Annotated in this window: 15 protein-coding genes and 1 tRNA gene; 10 read left to right on the top strand and 6 right to left on the bottom strand. The window is 44.5% G+C overall.

The window, feature by feature from the left end:
* Positions 1-2 precede the first annotated feature (2 nt).
* From E7027_06780 to E7027_06800, 5 genes are all read right to left on the bottom strand, one after another.
* The gene (locus E7027_06780) at positions 3-2,135 is read right to left on the bottom strand and encodes an SAM-dependent DNA methyltransferase (GenBank protein ID MBE6421807.1); all 2,133 of its coding nucleotides are present in this window, start codon (positions 2,133-2,135) and stop codon (positions 3-5) included.
* Complete coding sequence (locus E7027_06785; protein ID MBE6421808.1) at positions 2,135-3,415, bottom strand: hypothetical protein; 1,281 nt, start codon at positions 3,413-3,415, stop codon at positions 2,135-2,137. The genes E7027_06780 and E7027_06785 overlap by 1 nt, the downstream gene beginning before the upstream one ends.
* A gap of 112 nt (positions 3,416-3,527) precedes the next feature.
* Positions 3,528-5,000, bottom strand: coding sequence for a hypothetical protein (locus E7027_06790; protein MBE6421809.1), 1,473 nt, complete (start codon positions 4,998-5,000; stop codon positions 3,528-3,530).
* On the bottom strand, positions 4,979-6,664 hold the full coding sequence (locus E7027_06795) for a hypothetical protein (protein MBE6421810.1): 1,686 nt from the start codon (positions 6,662-6,664) through the stop codon (positions 4,979-4,981). Before E7027_06795 ends, E7027_06790 begins: the two co-directional genes overlap by 22 nt.
* 5 nt (positions 6,665-6,669) lie before the next feature.
* Positions 6,670-7,599 (bottom strand): glycosyltransferase, encoded by a 930-nt coding sequence (locus E7027_06800; GenBank protein MBE6421811.1) that lies wholly within the window; start codon positions 7,597-7,599, stop codon positions 6,670-6,672.
* 59 nt (positions 7,600-7,658) lie between these two features.
* On the opposite strand from E7027_06800, the gene E7027_06805 reads away from it, so the two are divergent.
* Positions 7,659-8,228: a hypothetical protein gene (locus tag E7027_06805; protein MBE6421812.1), complete on the top strand. Its 570-nt coding sequence runs from the start codon at positions 7,659-7,661 to the stop codon at positions 8,226-8,228.
* Positions 8,229-8,284: 56 nt separating this feature from the next.
* Here the strand turns inward: E7027_06805 and E7027_06810 are convergent, their stop codons facing one another.
* Entirely contained in the window at positions 8,285-9,976 is a 1,692-nt protein-coding gene (locus E7027_06810) for a diphosphate--fructose-6-phosphate 1-phosphotransferase (protein MBE6421813.1), read from the bottom strand.
* A 144-nt stretch (positions 9,977-10,120) separates the two neighbouring features.
* Here E7027_06810 and E7027_06815 point away from each other — a divergent pair.
* The 9 genes from E7027_06815 to E7027_06855 all read left to right on the top strand — a co-directional run bounded on the left by E7027_06815 (position 10,121) and on the right by E7027_06855 (position 20,089).
* Positions 10,121-10,192: transfer RNA gene (locus E7027_06815), tRNA-Arg, on the top strand.
* A 129-nt stretch (positions 10,193-10,321) separates the two neighbouring features.
* Complete coding sequence (locus E7027_06820; GenBank protein MBE6421814.1) at positions 10,322-11,224, top strand: hypothetical protein; 903 nt, start codon at positions 10,322-10,324, stop codon at positions 11,222-11,224.
* Positions 11,225-11,270: 46 nt separating this feature from the next.
* A complete protein-coding gene (locus tag E7027_06825) occupies positions 11,271-12,269 on the top strand; it encodes a hypothetical protein (GenBank protein ID MBE6421815.1) in 999 nt (332 codons plus the stop codon).
* An 83-nt stretch (positions 12,270-12,352) separates the two neighbouring features.
* Positions 12,353-13,255, top strand: a complete 903-nt coding sequence (locus tag E7027_06830) for a hypothetical protein (GenBank protein MBE6421816.1) — start codon at positions 12,353-12,355, stop codon at positions 13,253-13,255.
* A gap of 86 nt (positions 13,256-13,341) precedes the next feature.
* Positions 13,342-13,869, top strand: a complete 528-nt coding sequence (locus tag E7027_06835; GenBank protein ID MBE6421817.1) for a hypothetical protein — start codon at positions 13,342-13,344, stop codon at positions 13,867-13,869.
* A complete protein-coding gene (locus E7027_06840) occupies positions 13,866-15,389 on the top strand; it encodes a hypothetical protein (protein ID MBE6421818.1) in 1,524 nt (507 codons plus the stop codon). The genes E7027_06835 and E7027_06840 overlap by 4 nt, the downstream gene beginning before the upstream one ends.
* 95 nt (positions 15,390-15,484) lie before the next feature.
* Positions 15,485-16,714, top strand: a complete 1,230-nt coding sequence (locus E7027_06845) for a PD-(D/E)XK nuclease family protein (protein ID MBE6421819.1) — start codon at positions 15,485-15,487, stop codon at positions 16,712-16,714.
* Position 16,715: 1 nt separating this feature from the next.
* A complete protein-coding gene (locus E7027_06850; protein ID MBE6421820.1) occupies positions 16,716-18,641 on the top strand; it encodes a hypothetical protein in 1,926 nt (641 codons plus the stop codon).
* Positions 18,638-20,089, top strand: a complete 1,452-nt coding sequence (locus E7027_06855) for a hypothetical protein (GenBank protein ID MBE6421821.1) — start codon at positions 18,638-18,640, stop codon at positions 20,087-20,089. Before E7027_06850 ends, E7027_06855 begins: the two co-directional genes overlap by 4 nt.
* The last annotated feature ends 31 nt before the right edge of the window (positions 20,090-20,120 follow it).

Consider the following 20,120-nt stretch of genomic DNA (forward strand, 5'->3'; position numbering starts at 1 on the left):
AATTATATCTTTTTTTTATTCATTTCGAGTAGATAGACCCGATTGATTTCTTCTGTTTCTTGGGAAGTGAAGCCCAGTATTTGGCAAACTAACAGGTTGGTCTTTTCTTGCAGAGAAGAAGTGTCTGCCTGAGAATTTTGCTTTTTAAGTTTAAAAATTTTCTTGGCTATTTTTTCCAGTTTGCTTCGCTGAGAAGCCGTAGCGTACGGGACGGGCATTTCGCTTAGCGGTTGGCTGTAAAGTTCCAATAAATGTCCTTTTCTTTTCCCCCGGTAGAAAAGCCACGCATAGTAGGGGGCCGAGTTAAAAAGCCCCAGCAGGTACCACAAACTTACTGAGTTCGTCGGGTTGGAAATGAAATATACATCTGAGCTGGCATACCAAGGGCCGGGGGCAAAAGCAAAGGTGTTAACGGGTGAACGGTGCGGAACCACCAGTTTTTCTTCTTCAAAATTCATTTTCCGCCGTACGGAGCCTAACCAATACACTCCCTTTTTTAACTCTTTATCAATCCCGTTATTGTTTTGTTTACGCGCCAAAAGAACGGGCTTAAAACGGCTTAAATGCTTGATAAGGGTCGGATAATCGGCTGGGTTTAAAGAGCGGTCTTGCGGACAGAAAAAGTCTATTAAGAAAAACCGTGGGGTAAGAGACGGAACATAGGAGCGGATATCCGAATTTTTAAAAAAGGGTTTTATTTTCTTCTCTTCTTGCGCACAAAGAGGCAAGGATTCTTTTTCTTTTCGAGAAAGAATAAAAACACCGTCTCCTTTTTGTACTCCCGGTAAGGCAAAGCGCTGTAAATGGGCGGAAGAAATTTTGTCGCAACCCGTCATGAGTCCGTTGGAAATGCGGGCGCAATCTTTTAGGCGCAGGGGAGCGGCGGCCATTTTGCAAAGGGCTGTTTGTAGTGATGGCTCTTTGCCTGCGCAGATTTGTAAAAAGTGATTTTCTCCCGAGAATAAATCGTCTTGGGGGCAGCGTTTTCCCCCCACTTGGCAGAAGGGGCGCAGGGAAGGGAATTTTTGAAAAACGGTCATTAAATTATGTTGCCCTTGGGCTTGTTTAAAAACTCGCTCTTCCCCAAAATCCGTTAGGTGCAAGAGGGCGGTTTCGTGCCGAAGCCTGTTGCGTAAATCTTCCGCGCCTGCGGCCTGCGCATAGTAAGAAGTGGTCAAAAAGCCTCCAATTCCTTGCGGTCGTAACAGGTCTAAGCCCAAATGGAAAAACAGATAAAGTAAATCTCCTTTAGGTGTCAGGCGTGTTTTCCAGTAAGGGTTTTTGCGTAAGTGCTTAAAAATTTCGGCATTATTTTTTTGTCCTACATACGGCGGGTTGGCTAAGATAATATCAAAGCCGCCTTCATGAAACACTTGCGGGCATAACGCAAACCAATCGAGTTTTCCTTGTTCGTCAGTGGAAAGGGAATCTTTGCAGAAAAGATGCGTACCTATTTCTTCCGGCGGACAGAAAACTCCTTCTTGCAGTAAAGTAAGCCCGGCCCGCAACCGCAAGGTGTGCAGGGCTTGCGGGTCTTTATCCCCCCCGAAAAGGTTATGCTTTAAGATGAATAAAAGGAGTTCCCCATAACTAAGTGCAGGGTTTAGTGTGTGGCGCAAGTGTGCCAATGTAAGCCAAAAGGGAATTAACAATCCCCCCGCCCCGACCGCCGGGTCAAGCACGCGTAACCGGGCGAGTTGATTATCCAAATGCTGGCTTTTTTCCGTTGAAAAGGGATTTTTCCCATTTAATAGGGAGGCCGTATCTTGAGAGGAAATTCCTGATGAGTGTTTCAAAAATGCACTTAAAGTTTGTTGTACTAAAAGAGAGGCCGTTTCCCAGGGAGTGTAATAAAGGCCCTTTTCCCTGCGGGAAATGCTTTGCGTTTCATGCACGAGGGCTAAAGTTTCCGGGGTTAGGTCTGCGTGGGTTCCTTCCGCTCCGCAAGAAAAGTCGACGGGCAGGGGTGTATGTTTAATGTAAACTCCTTGTTTTTCATCAAACAAAAATGCCAGCCAATCGGCGGGGATATCGGCCGTGTTTGAAAGGGTGCGCAAAACCCACTCCTTCGCGAGCAGAAAAAGCCGTTTTTCGGGCGGAATCTCTTTTAATAAACGCAGGAGTGTGGGTTTCATCAGTAATTTCTTAAAAATAAGCGATTACGAATCAGTAAAGTTTCATACACGCTTAATTGGTGCTTTAGGCGGAAATAGCGAGCATAGAAATTTAAGTCCGTAGGTTCTTGAGCCAACATAACAAGCAGTTGGTTCCGTATGTCCGCAATAAGCGGTTCTACTTGCAGAGAAATATCCGTGGTTGAAATATATTCTTCCCATTTTGTCCCGTTGGGAATATAGAGAGGAGACCAAGATGTTCCACGGGCAAAAACAGTTTCGTAAGGAAGATTGAAAGCCTCTGCTACGGCAAAGTGGTTGTAGAGTTTTTCCTGTTGGGCAAGAACGGTTTTTATCTCCAAAAGTTCCCTGTCGGGAGCCGTTCCGCCGGAAAGAGAGGTTTGGAATTTGTCGTGGTAAAAATGAAGAAATCCCAAGCGTTGGGCATCCGTCATAAAAGTTTGCCCTTCTTTTAGAAAACTGATTCCCGGGATTTTTCGTACGCGGATAATAATGGTTTTGCGCGGGACGGTAGCTTTTTCCAAGGCTTGCAAAAGCAAGGAAAAGTATTTCAAGCGAAGTTTTTGGAAATAATAATTTTGGAATTCTTCTTCCGGCAAAAGTTCCACGGGGGTTTTCAGGATTTTTTGCATTTTAGGGGTAAGCGTTTGAATAATGCTTTGGGCATATGCTTTTTGCTCCTCTAAGGAAAGCGTCGGGAATTTGTCTATCTCCCCCCTGTTTAATATAAAAATCGACGGTTGCGACGGGTCTAGCAATAAAAGTTTCACTTGTTCTTTCGGAAATAAATGACTAAAACGGGAGACAAGTGAAGGAAGATAAAAGTTTTCCAATTCGACGTAGGCATTTTTTAAGAGTTCGCTTCTTTTGGTGTAAGCCTGCGTATTTAACGGAACAAATTGGTATTGTAAAAAGGAAAATAAATCGGCGTCTCTGTCGTGCAGGACTTCTAATTTCCCAAGGATATTGGGGGCGGAAGTAAAATCTGCCTTTAAGAGGCGTTCTTTTTCCGCATCGTTTAATAGTCCGCTATGGGAAAAACGGTGATACATCCAATTTTTGGGGGTACTTATTACTTCGTATTTGGCCGTGGATATGCGTAGAGAAGCCTGCAGAATTGTCGGGGAAACCGGAACGGAAAAGGACTCTTTGGTTAAGGTTTTCCAGAGCGTTTGTTCACCCCAAAACCAAGGAACCGGTTTTTGAGCAAAGGAAAAACCGGAAAGAACAGTAAGTAAAAGAAACGAAAACGAGAAGCGTTTTATCTGTTTTAAGTTCATAAACTGTCCCTCTTATTTCTTATTATAAAAGAAAAAAATTATCTTCTCAATGGGCAAAAAGACCCATTTGAACAGGCTTTTTAGACCTAATTTTTTTCCTTGAAATGCAGGTTTACCTGTTGGAAGATACTTCCAATAGACACATCATAGGGTTAAAGCCGTTAAAGGCCGAACGGTTTGTTATAATGGGAAGGCATTTTTTGGCGTGTAAAGTCCAACCGGGCAGTTCTATTTCCGGCAAAGTAATTTCGGGGGTAGAATAGCGAGACAAGAGGGGCCCTTCTAATTTTTCCCTGGAAGGGTGCAAGGGAGCGATTAGGTATAGATTCCCATGTTTTTTAGGCAAAGAATAATCGGGTGTTTGGGATAAATTGATAACAGTTGTTTCTTTCGGGATAAAAGATACCAGATAATCGTGGGCTCTTGTTTCCAGGAAAACAGAATCTTTTTGCGTAACTTGAAAAGGAAATCGTACATGCATAAAGGAATCTGTTTCTATTCTGGAAGGTGTGTGCGGGGCAAAACAAAAGCAAATTCCTAACAGCAGTCCGCCCAGAAATGAGAAATTTTTATTTTTGGTTTGGGTTGCCAGTCCCGCCCAAACAGGCAAAGCGGCCGCTTGGAGAACAAAAAATAAATCACAAGGAAAAAAGAAGGTATGCCCGCGGGAAATAAACAGCGAAAAAACGCACCCGAATATCCACATAACGCTTACAGAAAAAGAGTAACGGTACAGAAGATTGGAAGGTGTTTTTCCTTGCGGGCGGAACAGCCACACCCCCATTAACGGGCCGACTAAACAAAAGAGGTTGATTAACCCGTCTTTTAAGTAAGAAGAAAAGGAATAAAGCGGTAAAACTTCCCCCAAATCGCTAAAGGAAAGTGAATATCCGTGTTGAAAAAGAGCAACTCCCCAAGGTAAAAATGCTGCACAAAATCCAAAGAGGCCTCCCAGCAAGAAAAAGAAAGTATTTTTGATGTTTTTTTCGCTGGCAATAAACAAAAGGGTGCCCAAAAAAGCCGTAACAAACGGGACATTAAGCCCGACTCCGATTCCTAATAAAAATCCCCCTCCTAAAATGGCTTTTACCGTGTTTTTTCGTAAAATCAAGCCCAAGCCTCCCAAAGAAACTAAAAAGGGAAACCATAAGGCATTTAGGGAGCCCAGTTGTTCGTAGAACAAAGGAAGTGCCGCTAAAAAGAGAGCCGAGAGCAGGCAAGCAAAATTCTTTTGTTTACTGGAAAACAAAGGCTCAAATGTTTTGTAAAACCCCCATAAACAGAACCCGGCCAAAAATCCCAAACCTATCCATAATAGAATAAGGTGGTTGTTAACCTGTTGGGCCCATAAATAAGCCGGGATATCTTTTAGCGGGTTATAAGCCGGCCAAATAAGCCCTGTTTGCGGAAGCGGTAATCCCGCCAGGAAAGTTCCTGTTTGATAAAAAGAGGTGTTAAGCAAAAAGGCGGAAGAGTCCACCTTCCACGCAAATAGAGTGTAGGCAACCCCCGCCAATAAAAAAGCGGTTAGAAGAAATAAAGATTGTCTAAAAGCGGACACTTTCATAATTTGTCTGCCTCGCATAAAATGGAACTGTAAATATACGGCGTGCTCAGCCAACGGCAAGAGTCCGGGCGTACCTGTACCCCGTAGTGCGTCAGCGGGGCATGAAAAAAGATTTGAGGCGATACATCTTGCATCAACACATATACATGTTTGGCTTCTTTAATGGCTTGGTGTACTTGCGGAGCAAAACGATGGCGGAAAAAATCAGGCCCGACGGAAAAAGTACTTATAATCTCCAAGCGGGATAAAACATCGGGGTAGTGGTAAAGATTGGGTTGCAATCCCCCCACATATCGCGCCGAAGGCGAGAGAAAAGGAATATAATAAGAAAGCATCCAACCTTGTAAAATAACGACGGAATTTTTATGGATTGCAGGCGGATTTTCGCGCATTAACTCGGGCCTTTTTTCCCGGGTTCCCTTTGCCGTTAAAATTCTATTCATTTTAGGGAAAAATTTAACTTGAGGCAAAATAGAACCGTAAAAGCAGAAAAGTCCGCACAGTAGCCCACTGAAAAACAACGGATATTTTCGTCTGGGTAGAACAGACAGAAGAACCGTAATTAAAATCGCTCCTACGGCTTCTAAAGGCATGGCATAGCGGAAAATAGAAAAGAGCAGTAACCAAAGGATATAACCGCTTAAGAAGAAAATACACAAAAGCCCTATTCCCGATCTAAGTTCGGCAGAGAAATATTTCTTTTGTTTACCGAGTAAAAGTTTCCCCCAGCAGCAAATCGCGGCGAAATACATAAGCCAACTGATACCCCGAAATCTAAACTCAATGGTATTCATGGGTTGGTTAAAAAGAAAGGTAAAAGGCAAAAGCATAATTTCCCAAAGGCTTTTCCCGATAAAAAAGCGTTTATCTACCAACGCTATAGGTTCAAAAAGAGGAGAGTGGAAAAGATTATTATAAAACGGAAACAGAGGACTGCCAAACATGGCGTACATTTTATAGCACCAGTATCCGCCGATAAGGGCAAAACTTCCCAGGGCCCCCACCGTAAAAAAGATTCCATACTTAAAAAAATCTTTTATAGAAGAAAAGCAAAACATAAACATAATTACATATCCCGCAAGCAGCGGAGCGTTGGTATATTTGAAGGCAAAGGTGATGCCATATAAAATACCGGCTAATATAAAAAATGCGTTTTTACGGGGGCTTGCGGGTAATTTGCGTGATGAAAGCGTAAGGTAAAGAGAGGCCAAAAGAGGGGCCGTACTGCTCATATCCGTGGTGTTATACCCTCCGTGGGTAAGAATTGCCGGCGCGAAGAAAAACAAAAGAGTGGGGATTGCCGTTGTAAAGAGGAAATTTTTTTCCTTGGGTAAAAACCAACGCACAATTTTAAGAACAAAAAAGAGGGATACTGCATACCATACAGCCGATACAAACGCCAACATATACGGCCATTTGGCCAAGAGTTGAAAAGCAATGAAATAAAAAAAGTCTGCCGTCGGGCTGAAGTAAGAGTGTACCCCTGCCGGAGCAATATCCGTCCCTATCCTTCCCCCCAATACCGCATACGGGTTATAGAAGTGATAGTTAAGCATATCAAAGAAATAATCGGGCCCCGAACATAAAATATGAAAAAACCCGACTGCCCAACAGAAAAGAAAAAGTGCCATGTTGGGACGGTGCTTGAAATAAGCGGAAAAAAGACGGACAAAGGAAGACATAACAGTTATTTCCTCTGGTTTGTTTGCTGTAGATAGGCAATCCTGCGCGTTTCTTGTACGGCTTGGCGCAAATTATCCAAAATCAGGCCGGCAATAAAGAAGAGAAGCGCCCAAATCATAAGCCCCGTGGCAAGAACTGCCGACGGAAGGCGCGGTACCAAACCGGTCTGGGCAAAAGTGATAAACACAGGCGTAGCAATTATCAAAGATAAAACGGCCAGTAACGCGGCCAGTACCGTGCAAAACAAAAAAGGGCGTTCTTCTTTGATAAGCAGAAAAATGGTATGCAGAATTTTGATGCCGTCTTTGTAAGTGGAAAGTTTACTGTGCGAGCCTTCAGGGCGGGGATAGTAGGCCGTTTTTTCTTCCGCCAGCGGCATTCGGCAAGATAAGGCAAAAACGGTCAGCTCCGTTTCGATTTCAAACCCGCGGGAGCGCGCCGGAAAGGTTTTAACAAACCGTCTGGAAAAAATCTTATATCCGGAAAGAAGATCTTTTATTTTATCCCCAAAGAAAAAGCGGACAGCAGCAGTCAGTAAGCGGTTTCCCCATTGGTGTCCCGTGCGGTAGGCGTTAGGGTCCCGGTGTTGACGGGCCACATTTAGAAAATCTAATTTTTCATCCTGCATTTTTTGCAGAAATTCGGGCGCGGAGGAAAGTTCGTAGGTTTCGTCTCCGTCCGTCATCAGGTAATAGTCGGCTTCTATTTCAGCAAATAATCGTCGCACGGCGCTGCCCTTCCCGGGGATTGTTTCGTGCAATACCACAGCCCCGTTTTCCCGTGCGATGCATGCCGTACGGTCAGTGCTGGCGTTATCGCAAACCACAATTTCCGCGTGCGGAAGGATACTGCGGGCCTGGGTAATTACCGAGGCAATGGTTTTTTCTTCATTAAAACAAGGAATTAAAACGGCTATTTTACACGGTTGGGACATTTTCCCCTCCTTCCGTCGGCAGTATTACTTATGCCGCTATATTATATAATATAGCATATATGAAACAAGTTTCCGGCAGTATAAAAATTCTTTTACTTCTAAGTGTTTTCTTACTGGGGGCAGCTTTTGTGTGGAAAGGGTACACCCTCCACTTGCAACTGGCTCAGGCAGAGCGTACTTTAATGTTTTTGAAGAGCATTTCCTCTTGGCAAGCGGAACTTTTGCAGAAAGACCAATTGCCCGAGTCTTATATTGAGTTCGCTCCCTTTAACTTATATACCACCCTTTTTTATCATGCGCAAGATACTTTCGTCCGCCAAATAGTTCTCCCCCCCAATGCATATTTGGTGGCACTGGCGGTACCTAAAAAGTTGGATACGGTTCCTTACGGGCTTTATGTGGAAACTCCGGCAGATAAGGCTTATTGCTTGGCGCATGAAACCTCCCGTGCGGCTAAGCGGTTTTGTAGCCGTTTGGGTGCGCAAACGGGGCAACCCGTTGAAATAGAATTGCAGAGTTATCCAGAAATTGCCGGTTACAATGCGTATGCTTTGCCAAGGTGGAATGGAATTCCTCAAATAACGGACGAACCGGTAGATGCTTGGAGATACCTAAAAGAAGAGAAATAAAAAATATATTAAAAAAGGCGGCCCCTAACGAGGCCGCCTTTTTTGTTGCGAGCAGATTATTTAACTTTCTTGCCTTGTTCCAACAGCAAGGTAACGGTGGTCATATCCGTTACTTCCGCGGGGCCGAAGAATTGAATCGGGCCGGGGAAGACATACAGGTCTTGTTCTGCCCAAGCGACGCGGTTTTTCACCAAGTATTTGAAAGGTTCGCCTTTCAATTCCACGAGGGCTTTGCGGATAACCGGTTTTTCTTTCCCTTTGCGGCGTTCGATGTTCATCATCATGGTAAGCGGAATACCGCCGCATTCCCAATCTTGGGCTTTTTTGGTCAATTTGCGTACGGAAGATAAGTAACCCGTGCATCTGTTCAACGCGAGCACTGCCGCGTTGTAACCCAAAGCGTAGGTGTAATTGGCATCGAAAGAAGACGGAACACCGCAGCGGCCTTCATAACCGAAGAAGTGAGTAATGGCGGAGAATTTGCCGTCATATTTTTTGGCTTTTTTCATTTCAGCCAAGCGGGTACGAATCATTTCAACCAATAATTTTTCCGTTTCAATTAAGGATACTTGAACATTTCCGTGCGGATCACGATCCAACATGAGTTGGCTGGCAATACCGGAGGGTAAAGATTTCATCAAGTTAGCCAGTTTGGTCGGGAGTTTGGAAAGAATAAATTCTTTCTTTTCCGCCAAGGTGGAAAGTTTGGCAAGTTCGGCTTCGTTATCGGCCAAGGAGTCGTTAAGCGCGCTGATAAGTTCCTTCATTTCGGGAATAAACTCAATAAGTCCTTCCGGTACGAGTACAACCCCGAAGTTTTTGCCGGCTTTGGCGCGTTTGGCAACTACCTGGGCCAAATTATCTACCACTTGACCAAGGGTCATTTTTTTGGCGAGTACTTCTTCACCAACGAGCACAATGTTGGGTTGGGTTTTGAAACCGACTTCCAAGGTAATGTGGGAAGCACTGCGGCCCATCAAGCGCACAAAGTGCCAGTATTTGCGGGCAGAGTTAACGTCGCGGCAGATGTTGCCGACGAGTTCAGCATAAATTTTGGTAGCGGTGTCAAAACCGAAAGAGGTTTCGATTTGTTTGTTTTTAAGGTCACCGTCAATCGTTTTCGGCACACCGATTACGCAAATATCGACACCTTGTTGTTTAAGGTATTCGGCAATTACGCAGGCGTTGGTGTTGGAATCATCTCCGCCGATAACCACGAGCGCATCAAATTTGTTGGCAATCAAACTGTCTTTGGCGGCGGCTAATTGTTCAGGAGTTTCAATTTTGGTGCGGCCGGATTGGATAAGGTCAAAACCGCCGGTGTTGCGGTAGTCTTTCATCAAAGCCGGGGTGATTTCCATAAATTTGTTATCTACAATGCCGCTGGGGCCACCCAAGAAACCGAAAAGTTTATTCTTGGAGTTGGCTTTTTTAAGGCCGTCCAACAGACCGGCAATTACGTTGTGCCCGCCCGGGGCTTGCCCGCCGGAGAGCACCACCCCTACGCGCACGGCTTTTTTGGCAATGGCGCTGTTGGTGCCTTTTACAAAGGTAATTTCCGGAAGACCATAGGTGTTAGGGAAAATTTTTCTTACGCTGGCTTGGTCAGCCACGGATTTGGTGGCTTTGCCGAGTTTGGCTTTTACGGCAGCCGGGCCTTTTTTGAGGATATTGGGCAACACGGGCTGAAATTTGCAGCGGTGTTGTTGCAACTGGGAAACTGCTTTTTTAGTGCATTTCGCGGGCATAGTACCCCTCCTGTGAAGATAAAAAACCTTACTCTCATTATACAAAATTCCCGTGTATAGGGAAATGGCAAGAAAAGAAGGAAAAAATTAAGAAGTTTTTGAATGTTTTATATTTTTTTTGTAAAATATATACAACAGATTTATGCCCCCATAGCTCAATGGATAGAGCATCTGCCTTCTAAGCAGGGGATATAGGTTCGATTCCTATTGGGGGTATTTTTAGAACCCGCCCGTTAGGGCGGGTTTTTTCATTATTTATGCTGTTGGGCCTAGATGTTTTATAGGACTAAATACCCTTGTATTTGCACGAGTTTTTTAGGAAAATAAAAAGAAGGAAGCCCCGTTATGAAAAAAATTTATTCTTTATTCATTTTATTATCTACCTGTTTTTTGGCTTTTCCTGCCGATGCTCAGCCGATAGCAAAACACTCTTTGTGGAAGAGCATACAGCGGGCAGTCACTTTTTCTTCCCGCAAAACACCTCAAGCCGTTCAAGCCGCTTCCCATGCGGCCTCTGCAGCGGCTATTTCCGCAGAACAACAGGCAGGAAAAGTTTTAACTCCCAAACCCATTCCCCCTCTTCAGCCGAGTCCTCAGGTATTGGCTTCGGCCGTCCGGGCTAGCATCGTACAAGACGAATTTTATTTGCATGCGGTGTGGAGAGTGGAGTTCGGCCCCGGGCAGCCCATTGCCTACTTAAAAATGACGACGGAAGAGGAAATTGCCCGTACCAAAGTATTTCACGAAATCGTAAAAGATATTTTGCCCCACTTTGATTTAATAGATATCGAATATCCCCATGTATTGGCCGAGGGATATGGCGGACTTCCTGCCAAACTTGAAAAACAAGTAAAAAAGGATATGGATTCGTTCCGTTTTCGCCTTCGGGTGCGCGACGTCGATACGCGCGTCAAAATACCGGTTGTTCTTTCCAAAGTGGATACGAGAGGGTTAACCTTTGCCCGGCAACACGAATATCTTTCCTCCCAAGATGCCCAGGCGTACTTTCGTAATGAGCCTATTACCGCTGAGGAGTGGGGACAATTTCAAAAATTTGTAAAAACTTATGTAGAAGAAAATTTCAACCATGGAGACTTAACCCGTAACTTCCACTTAAGACGCGGTGCGGACGGCCGTTTGAAACTTTCTATTTTAGATTTTGAAATGGTTGGCGAACCGTTCGGTGATCTGGTGATGCTTAATATCTGGGAACAGTTGCTTCGTAAGGAAGGTTGTTTGGCTTTTTAATTAAAATGTCGGGAAAAATCTAAAAAATATAAATAAGAGAGTGATTATGTTAAGAAAAATACAATTAGTTGCTATTTTACTCACCCTTTCCCTTTGTGTTTTTGCACAAAAAGGAAAGAATATGGTGAAAGCGGCAAAAGCCGTTACTACAGTTCCTCAGGTAACTGCGGAAGCGGCGGGTAAGTCTTTTATCCGGGCTCCAATGGTAACGGAGGAAGTGTTGCGTTTAGAACTGATGCGTATATCCGGACAGAGCCCATTACCCGGGGTTCCTGCTGCAAAAGTGCGCCCGGCTGCTCAAGTTGTGCCGTCGCTGGAAGAATTAACAACCTCTCTGCAACGCATTATGAAGCAATCTATCCCCGGCCCGAGTAAGTTGGCGGGGTCTAAAGTACTTTCCTTAGCGGAAAAAGCCGTTCAAGTGAACGGAAACGAATATGAACACGCCGTATGGAAATTACAATCTTTTACCGGTGAAACCTATGCTTTTTTTAAATTAGGTACTTTTAAAGAATTGGAACGGACTAAAAAATTTCATCAAATTGCCCAAGTGCTTATTCCCAGATTTCCGTTAATTGATATCGAATACCCTATTGTGTTGGCGGAGGGATATGCCGGATTATCCCCTGCAATAGTGCAACAAATTCAAGATAAAATTGCCGATCCCGATTTTCAAGATTCTGAAAATTTCCGCGAGTTTAGCACCCGTGTACAAACTCCTTTTACGCTGTCTAAGGTGGATCCGAGCGGTATGGTCTTTTTTGAAATGTTGTACCCTTCCAGAGCAGAAATTTCCGCTTGGCTGAAAGAAAAGCCGATGACCCGTGCGGAATGGGGGCAAATAAAGGATTTCTTTGCCGCTATGAACGAGGTAGGATTTCATCATGGGGATTTGTATCACAACCTCTTTATAAAACGCGGGGAGGACGGCCGCTTGAAAGTGACGGTAATGGATTTTGAATTAAGCGGTAACGGTTCGCGTGATCTTCCGTTATTAGGTAAATGGGAAGAATTCTTGTTGTTTTGGGGTGGCATAGAAAAATAATACGCGCTTGTCTGTTTAGGGATTAGCGGCCCCTTTAGAGACTACGGAGTTATATGCGAATTTTTGCGAAATGTATTTTTTTAATGCTTTGTTCCTTTTTGGCTCTGCCCTGTTTGGGGCAGCCTAAGGCGAATATTGCCAAAAAAATTGTGGTTTCGGCCTCCGGTAAAGTGGGAGGATTAACTGCGGAACAATTTATTAAAAATACGATGGCCAACCCGTCTTTTACAAAAGGGCTTTCCGCCGTTCAGCAACAGGAATTGGCCCAAAGTTTGCAGTTGGCTCTCAGCCGTCAAATACTACACGCAAAAGTTCCCCCCGTCCTTCCTTCCGTTACCCGTTTATCTGTACACAGAGCCACACAAATTGTCGGAGAAGATTATTTACATGCCGTGTGGAGCCTGGACGATGCTATGGGAAATACGGTGGCCTATTTGAAAATGGGGAACCTTTCCGAAATAGAGCGTACCAAAGAGTTTCATGAAACGGTAAAAGATCTTATCCCTCAGTTTGATTTGATAGATATTGAATATCCGCTTGTTTTGGAAGAAGGCGAAAGGGCTTTTCCTCCTGCCGTGGAAAAGAAAATCAAGAGTGATTTTGATACCGATTTTTTCCGCCGCTATGTGCGAGAGTCCCAAACCCGTGCCATCACGCCGTTTTTGCTTTCTGTCGTGGATACGCGCGGAGTTACATTTTCTAAGCAATATCATTGGAACAACCCCAAATTGTCGCTCAGTATTTTGAAAGATAAACCTATTACCGCTGAGGAGTGGGCGCAGGTGCGCGGATTTGTGCGTGCGTTCAATGCGGCGGGGTTTTTTCACGGGGATATCCCGCGTAATTTCCATTTGCGCCGCGGCTCAGACGGCAGATTAAAAGTAACCATTTTAGATTTTGAACGCAATACCACCAACCTGAACGATGAACTCTTTTTCGATGAGTGGGAAGAGTTGCTTTTAGAACAAGACTGCTTGGTTTTATAACACTCTTATCGGCTTATTTCCTGAAATAGTGTTTTTCCCCCTCTTTTATTTGATAAACTGTAATAAATACAACATGGGATTCGTCTGTGAGAAAAAGGTTCGGTTTGGTTGATTTTATTACACTTTTCTTGGTATTAGGGGCTTTTGCTTGTTTAACCTTGCCCTATTTTCCTGTTTTATCTCCTAAAGTAAAATGGCTTGTTTTTGAAAAACCGGAAGCCAACCGTGTACTTAATCATTTGATATCTTCTTTAGAAGAATATCGTTCGGTGCATGGACAAGAGGCAATTCCCCCTTCCTTAGATGTTTTGAATTTTCCGCCAAATGCCAAAAGAATTTCCCCGTTTGTAGTAGATTATCCGCTTTCCGTGGTGCGGGCGCGTTTACATCTAAAAGAACCTGTTTTATCGGTGGAAGTGGGGCCTTACCGTAAAACGAGGCGTCATTGGTACGACGGGACGGAAGGGTATGAATTTCTTATCTCGTTGAAAGGCAATTTATCGCCCCGTTGTGTGGGGCTTTATAATGCCTGCCATAACCGTTTCAATTGCTTAAATCCCCACGCACCTAAGGACGGTTGGCTGGATATTTGCCTGGTGGGAGAGCGTTTATGAAAAAAATAAAAACAGGATTTTTTTATAAATTGGGCTTCTTGTTAATGGGGATAGGCGTTTTATTGCGTTTGGGGACTATGTTTCTTTCTTTTGATTTTGAGGAAACCTATTCCGTTATTACCTCTAATCCCAACCTGCCTTTAGGCCAAATAGTTAAAGATTGGTTGATAATTGATGTCCACCCTCCTCTTTTTAATATTCTGTTATGGGGTTGGAATCATTTGGTCCCCTACCCTCATGAAGTTTGGTTAAGAGTGTTCCCCTTTCTTTTTACGGTTTGCTCGTTGGCGGTCTCTTATTTTTTGTTTCCGAAAGCCTATGGCAAAACGGCCCGTTTTTTGTTTCTGGGTTGCGTGGCAGTTATGTGGCACAATATCATTTTCGGCGCTTATGCTCGTTCGTATGTGCTTTTGTTATTAGTGTCTATAGTTATCACGCTTGTTTCTCTGCGGATACTGGATTGCTTTAAGAATACTAAGCCCGGAACCAGGCAAGATTACATGTGGTTATTCGGGGCCGGTGTTGTGGCAGCATGGACGCATTATTTTGGTTTGTTGCTGTTTTCCGTTTGTGTGTTTTTACTGTTTTTGGCTGCCTTGCATTTTAAGCAAAAAAAGACTGTTCTGGTGGTGGGAAGCGGTGTTGTCTTTCTGTTGGCCGGAATATGGCTGGTTCCAAATTTTTTGCATAATGTGCAGGTAGGCCATTTTAGCGGAAAATGGTGGGCCAATGAAGAACTGACCCTTTTTGAATCTTTATGGTATTTTTACCAGTTCTTTTTTGGGGTTCCGTGGATAGGATCTCTTTTTGCTGTGGGTGTTATATTTTTGGCATTTTATTATTACAAAAAAGCAGGAACTTCCCAATATGCACCCTATACGCTCGATTCTTTTTTTTGTATCGGTATTTTTGGACTTGTTTTGTCGGGGGCGGCTCTTCTTTCGTTTAAGGTTTTTTTACTTATTCCACGTTTTTTTATTGCCTCTTTTCCTGCACTCTATGTATTGTTTTCCCTTTTATTGGCTCCTCTTGTAGAAAAAAAACGATGGGTATTTGTAGGGGTTCTTGTTTTTTGGGCACTTACTTTGGGGGCTTCTTGGAAAGATTTAGTATGGAATCTAAATCGAGAACCCGATAACGGACGAGGTATTGCCGAACACTTTATGAAAACCCGTCCGAATACGGAAACGGAACTGTATGTTTTGATGAAGGAAGGGTACCCTGCTGTTGCTCACGAGGCCATGATATCTCTTTATATCAATAATTATTTTAAGCAAAATGTGCCGATTACCGTTTTAACCAATTTATCAAAGGAGCAACGCCTCGAAAAGCTAAAAAATAAAAACGCTATTATCATGCTTCCGCTGTGTTACCCTGAGAAAGTGGATAAAATATCTTTTTTGTTGGGAGAGCGTTATTTTATTAAGAAAATGCTTCACGGCTCTTGCGAAGTAACTCCAAACCGCCAAGAGGCAAATCCGGTTTACGAACCCGAAAGCAGAAATTATTTAACTTACTGAACCGCTCTATTCCGAGGGTTTTTTTATTGAAAAAACAAGGCGTTCCCGGGCTGCTAAATGGTACAATAAGAGTAACTATTTTTCGGGAGTTTTCCATGGCTAAAAACCTTTCTTTTTCTTATTCAAAAATGGGCATGTACAAAGAGTGCCCCCAAAAATATAAATTTCGCTATATTCACATGTTGCCCGAAAAACCCAAATACTATTTTGCCTTTGGGTCTGCCTTGCATGAAGTGATGGAGTATATTTATAACCCGGCCAACCTGGTTTTTCCCACCTTGGCCGAATCGCTTACTTTTTTTGAAAACCATTGGAATAAAACCTCATTTGAACAGAAAGGTTACGCCTCGGCAGAAAAAGAACTCGCCGGGTTTGCCGAAGGGCGCCGCATCATTGAAGCCTACTATGCCAAGCATGCGGCAGATTTTTTTCATCCGCTTTCCGTGGAAATGAAAAGTACGCTCGATATGGACGGCCTAAACTTAATCAGTATTTTGGACAGAATAGATTACTTGGGCGACGGGAAAATCAAAATTTTAGATTATAAAACAGGAAAAACCGTTCAACGCGAGCCGGACCAGTTGTATATGTATCAAAAAGTGGTGGAAACCTCTCCCGCCATTAAAGCGCTCGTGCAACAGAAAGACCCGAGCGTGAAGGAACTTCGGGTCGGGGAATTGAGTTTTTATCACCTGCCCACTTTAACGGAAATGACTTTTGAGCGTGCCCCCGATTTGGAAATTTTGGAATTTTGGCAAAAAGTCCTGAAAATTGCCGATAATATCCGTGCCGGTAAGTTTGACCCTACCCCCGGAGAAAACCAATGCCGTTGGTGCGATTATCGCAACCTTTGCCCCGTTTTTACCGGAAAGGACTATACGGGCCCTACGGGCTATGCTGCGCGCGGTGCGCTTTCGTTTCCTCCTGCCGCTTCCGTCACTCCCTCGGTTGCCGAGCCGGAAGTGAAAAGCGAGCAGGATATTTTAAGTGAAAAAATCGACCGTTGCGGTGATTTGTTGCAAGAAGCCAAACAACTCCAAAAAGAGATTATCGACCTGATGCGCAAAAATAATTTTGAACGTCACTTCGGTAAAAATTACAAAGCCGAACTCTCCCGCGTGGAAAAATTGGAATTTACCGATAAAGAAAAAGTGGTGGAATTGTTGCGTACGCTTAAACTTTTGGCCAAAGTGTTGGTGCCCACGCAAAGCACGGTGGCCGGTTTACTGACGGACGCTACCGTCCCGGCAGAGGCTAAAGCCAAATTACAGGCATTTTCCCGTAAAACCGAAGAAATAAACCTGAACTTGGAGAAAGCAGACTAGTATGAATCCTTCGAAAAAAGATTTTCGCTTGAAATTTTCTGCCGGCGCGGTGTTGGCATCGCTTGCTTTATTTATGCTGGCAAGGGCAGCCCTTTTCCTGCTAAACGGGGCATATTTTTCTTCCCTTTCCCGCGGAGAAATACTTTCGGGCTTTCTAAACGGACTGCGTTTTGATTACTATATGGTGGCTCTTTTAACGGGGCCCGTTTTATTTTTCTTAAACCTGCCCGTTAAGGCCCGTGCTTGGGTGAAGACCTGGGTGTGCGTATGGGCGGCGGAATTTATTTTTATGGCGGGTTTTTTAATCGCTGATTTAATCTATTTCCCCAAGGTTAACCGCCATATTGCCGAAGAAATCTTGCAACTTTCCAACGATTGGGGGTTTATCGTTTCGTATATTTTTACGGAAACTTGGCTCCCTTTGGCTATTTTATTATCCCTTTTCGGTATTTTTGTATGGCAACTGGGCCGTTATGTAAACCGCCGTTATCAGGCGCGGGCCTGGTCTTGGAAGAAAGAAACCGTTACCGGGCTGCTCATTTTACTTTTAATATTCTTGGGGATTCGCGGGCACTTGGGTAGCGGAAAAGCTCTGGGTGTGGCTGATGCGTATAAATATGTTTCTTCTCCCGCCGGTTCGGCTTTGGTGTTAAACGGAGTTTTTACTTCCTATCAAATCGGCCGTAAGGGGGCGGTGGAAGTATCCAACAAATATCCGCAGGATAAAGCCCTCCTTTATGCAAAAGAACAACTGGTTTCTGCCGATGAGGCGGTTTTGGACGAAAAATTCCCCCTGATGCGCAAACGCACCTCTTCTGTGGTTTCCTCGCCGAAATACAATGTGGTTGTTGTGTTATTGGAAGGGTGGCACCCGTATTATGTAGATGCTCTTTCCCATAATGGGTTTGGGGCCACTCCCGTGTTTGACGAGATTGTAAAAAACGGAGTCAATTTTTCAAATGCTTATGCAACGGGCCAACGCAGTATTTTCGGCTTTTCTGCCGTTTTCGCGGGAGTACCCCTGGTGCCGGGCTTACCCATGTTTGGTTATGGGTTGGAATTAACGGCTTTCTCCCCCATGCCTAAGCATTTTGCCGACAAAGGTTACTACACTTTTTTTGCCCAAACCTCCAAGCGTGATTCTTACCGCCTGTGTACGTTGGCTTCTTATTTGGGTGCGCAAGAAAGTTACGGGTGGGAAGATATCCCCGAACGTTTGGAATATCAAGAAAAAGCCCCCTTCGGCTATGATTATGATGCCTTTATGTTTGCGGCCGATAAAATAAAAAATCGTAAGGAACCCAACTTTTTGGCAATGCTTTTTACGGGTATTACGCACGAACCTTTTACCTCCACTTTACCTCAGTTTGATAAACATCCTTACGATTCGTGGGAGCATGGGTTTTTGAACACCTTGTCGTTTGCAGACTGGTCTATCGGGGAATTGATAAATCGTGCCAAAAAAGACGGTTGGTTTGACGATACTGTTTTTGTATTCGTTGCGGATCATGTTTCGGGAGGGAAAAAAGATCCTTCGCTCAAAAATCGCTTTCGTATTCCTCTTGTTTTTTATGCGCCTAAAATTCTTAAGCCCGCGCAGATTGATTATGTGGTTTCTCAGTTGGATATCGTGCCGACTTTGTACCGTTTAACGGGCCTAAACCCTGCTTATACCTCTTTCGGACGGGACTTGTTTGAGAAAGATGCCCCGCGTGCGGCGTTGGTATCGGAAGGTATGAACATCGGGCTTGTGACGGAGCAGGGGGCCATGCGCCATAGCGGCGGGAAAATTTTATCGGTAGAGAAATTTTCTCCCGATTTTGATGAACGGGAAACCGAAAACAAACTTCTTGCTTTGGATAAAGCGGCTTACACTTTGCTAAAAGAAAACCGTTGGTATAACCCTGCATACGGAGAGAAAAAATGACGGAAAAATATATTTTATCGGTAGATTTGGGCACTTCCAGTTTTCGTGCCGCGGCCGTCAGTGCGGACGGACAAATCCGCCTGCAAAAAACGGTTCATATCGTTCCTTCCCGTCCTGCCAAGGGGCTCTCTCAGTACGAGGCAGACGAAATGCTGTCCGTAGCCAAACAAGTTATCAACGAGGTTTTGGAAGAAACCTCCCCCTCCCAAGCGGCGGGTCTTGCCGTTTCTTCCCAGCGTTCCACGGTTGTTCTGTGGGATAAAACCACGGGCAAGGCGTTAGCCCCTGTGTTGACTTGGGAAGACGGCCGTTCCTTTGAAGAAGCCGAGGCCGCGCCCGTTACCCAAGAAGAAGTCCATGCGCTTACCGGACTTTATAAAACCCCCTATTTTTCCGCGCCTAAAATTGCGTGGTGTCTAAAAAATATCCCGCCGGTAAAAGAAGCCCTCGATGCCGGGAATTTGTTGGTGGCGCCTATTGCCAGTTATTTAGTATGGCACTTAACTCAGGGATCTGTTTTTGCCACGGATACTACCTTGGCCCAACGCATGCTTCTTTTGGATATCCGTACCCAAACCTGGAGTGCAAGACTTTGCAACGCTTTCGGTATTCCCATGGTATGTTTACCCGCCTTAAAACCTTCTTGTGCCGACTACGGAACATATAATTATAAAGGCGTTTGTATTCCTGTTTGTGCTATGGGTGGCGATCAGCAAATGGCCGCGGCTTGGAGCAACCTGCCCCAAGGCGGCAGTTTAATTAACTATGGAACGGGTGCTTTTTGGTTGTATAACGCGGGTGAAAAAAATGCTATTTTGCCGGGCACGCTTACTTCTCTTGCGGTATCTGCGGAAAACGAAAAACCCCGCTACTTTTTGGAAGGGCCGGTAAACGCGGCAGGGAGTGCATTGCTTTGGTTAAAAACGCAAGGAATTGCCTTTGCTGACGAAGAACTCAACGATTGGTGTTATTCTGCCCAATCGCCTGTGTGGTTTTTGCCTGCGCTGGGCGGATTGGGTGCCCCCTATTGGAATTTTTCCGTGTCGCCCGTATTTGGCGGTTTATCCCCCCTTACGCGTCGCGAGGACTGGGTTGCCGGGGTAGTCCGCTCCGTAGCCTATTTGCTGGCGGATATCGGCCATTATCTGCAGGCAAACGGGTTTGTACTTAACGGGCCGCTAAAAGCCAGCGGCGGGCTTTCCCGTTTGGCGTATTTGGTGCAATTCCAGGCAGATATTATGCAGAAGGAAATTCTGTTGGAAAAAGATACGCAAGCCAGTGTGCTGGGAGCAGCCCGCAAAACAATGGAATTTTTAGGGTGGGATTCTTCCTCTTGGAAAGAGGAAAGTGCAACAATTGTAAAGCCCGCTTTGCCTTCGGCTGAAGCCATGGAACTATACGGAAAGTGGCAGGCCTTTCTGGGCTGGGCCCTTAAAAAGCCTTTGTAATTAAAAAATGTTTGTGTAAAAAAAGCCCCTC

Source organism: Elusimicrobium sp., from assembly GCA_015062115.1.
Taxonomy (GTDB): domain Bacteria; phylum Elusimicrobiota; class Elusimicrobia; order Elusimicrobiales; family Elusimicrobiaceae; genus Avelusimicrobium.

Bases quoted from the DNA above. Each gene is read 5' to 3' on its own strand.
- E7027_06780 (MBE6421807.1), bottom strand. From the start codon at position 2,135: ATGAAACCCACACTCCTGCGTTTATTAAAAGAGATTCCGCCCGAAAAA.
- E7027_06785 (MBE6421808.1), bottom strand. From the start codon at position 3,415: ATGAACTTAAAACAGATAAAACGCTTCTCGTTTTCGTTTCTTTTACTT.
- E7027_06790 (MBE6421809.1), bottom strand. From the start codon at position 5,000: ATGCGAGGCAGACAAATTATGAAAGTGTCCGCTTTTAGACAATCTTTA.
- E7027_06795 (MBE6421810.1), bottom strand. From the start codon at position 6,664: ATGTCTTCCTTTGTCCGTCTTTTTTCCGCTTATTTCAAGCACCGTCCC.
- E7027_06800 (MBE6421811.1), bottom strand. From the start codon at position 7,599: ATGTCCCAACCGTGTAAAATAGCCGTTTTAATTCCTTGTTTTAATGAA.
- E7027_06805 (MBE6421812.1), top strand. From the start codon at position 7,659: ATGAAACAAGTTTCCGGCAGTATAAAAATTCTTTTACTTCTAAGTGTT.
- E7027_06810 (MBE6421813.1), bottom strand. From the start codon at position 9,976: ATGCCCGCGAAATGCACTAAAAAAGCAGTTTCCCAGTTGCAACAACAC.
- E7027_06820 (MBE6421814.1), top strand. From the start codon at position 10,322: ATGAAAAAAATTTATTCTTTATTCATTTTATTATCTACCTGTTTTTTG.
- E7027_06825 (MBE6421815.1), top strand. From the start codon at position 11,271: ATGTTAAGAAAAATACAATTAGTTGCTATTTTACTCACCCTTTCCCTT.
- E7027_06830 (MBE6421816.1), top strand. From the start codon at position 12,353: ATGCTTTGTTCCTTTTTGGCTCTGCCCTGTTTGGGGCAGCCTAAGGCG.
- E7027_06840 (MBE6421818.1), top strand. From the start codon at position 13,866: ATGAAAAAAATAAAAACAGGATTTTTTTATAAATTGGGCTTCTTGTTA.
- E7027_06845 (MBE6421819.1), top strand. From the start codon at position 15,485: ATGGCTAAAAACCTTTCTTTTTCTTATTCAAAAATGGGCATGTACAAA.
- E7027_06850 (MBE6421820.1), top strand. From the start codon at position 16,716: ATGAATCCTTCGAAAAAAGATTTTCGCTTGAAATTTTCTGCCGGCGCG.
- E7027_06855 (MBE6421821.1), top strand. From the start codon at position 18,638: ATGACGGAAAAATATATTTTATCGGTAGATTTGGGCACTTCCAGTTTT.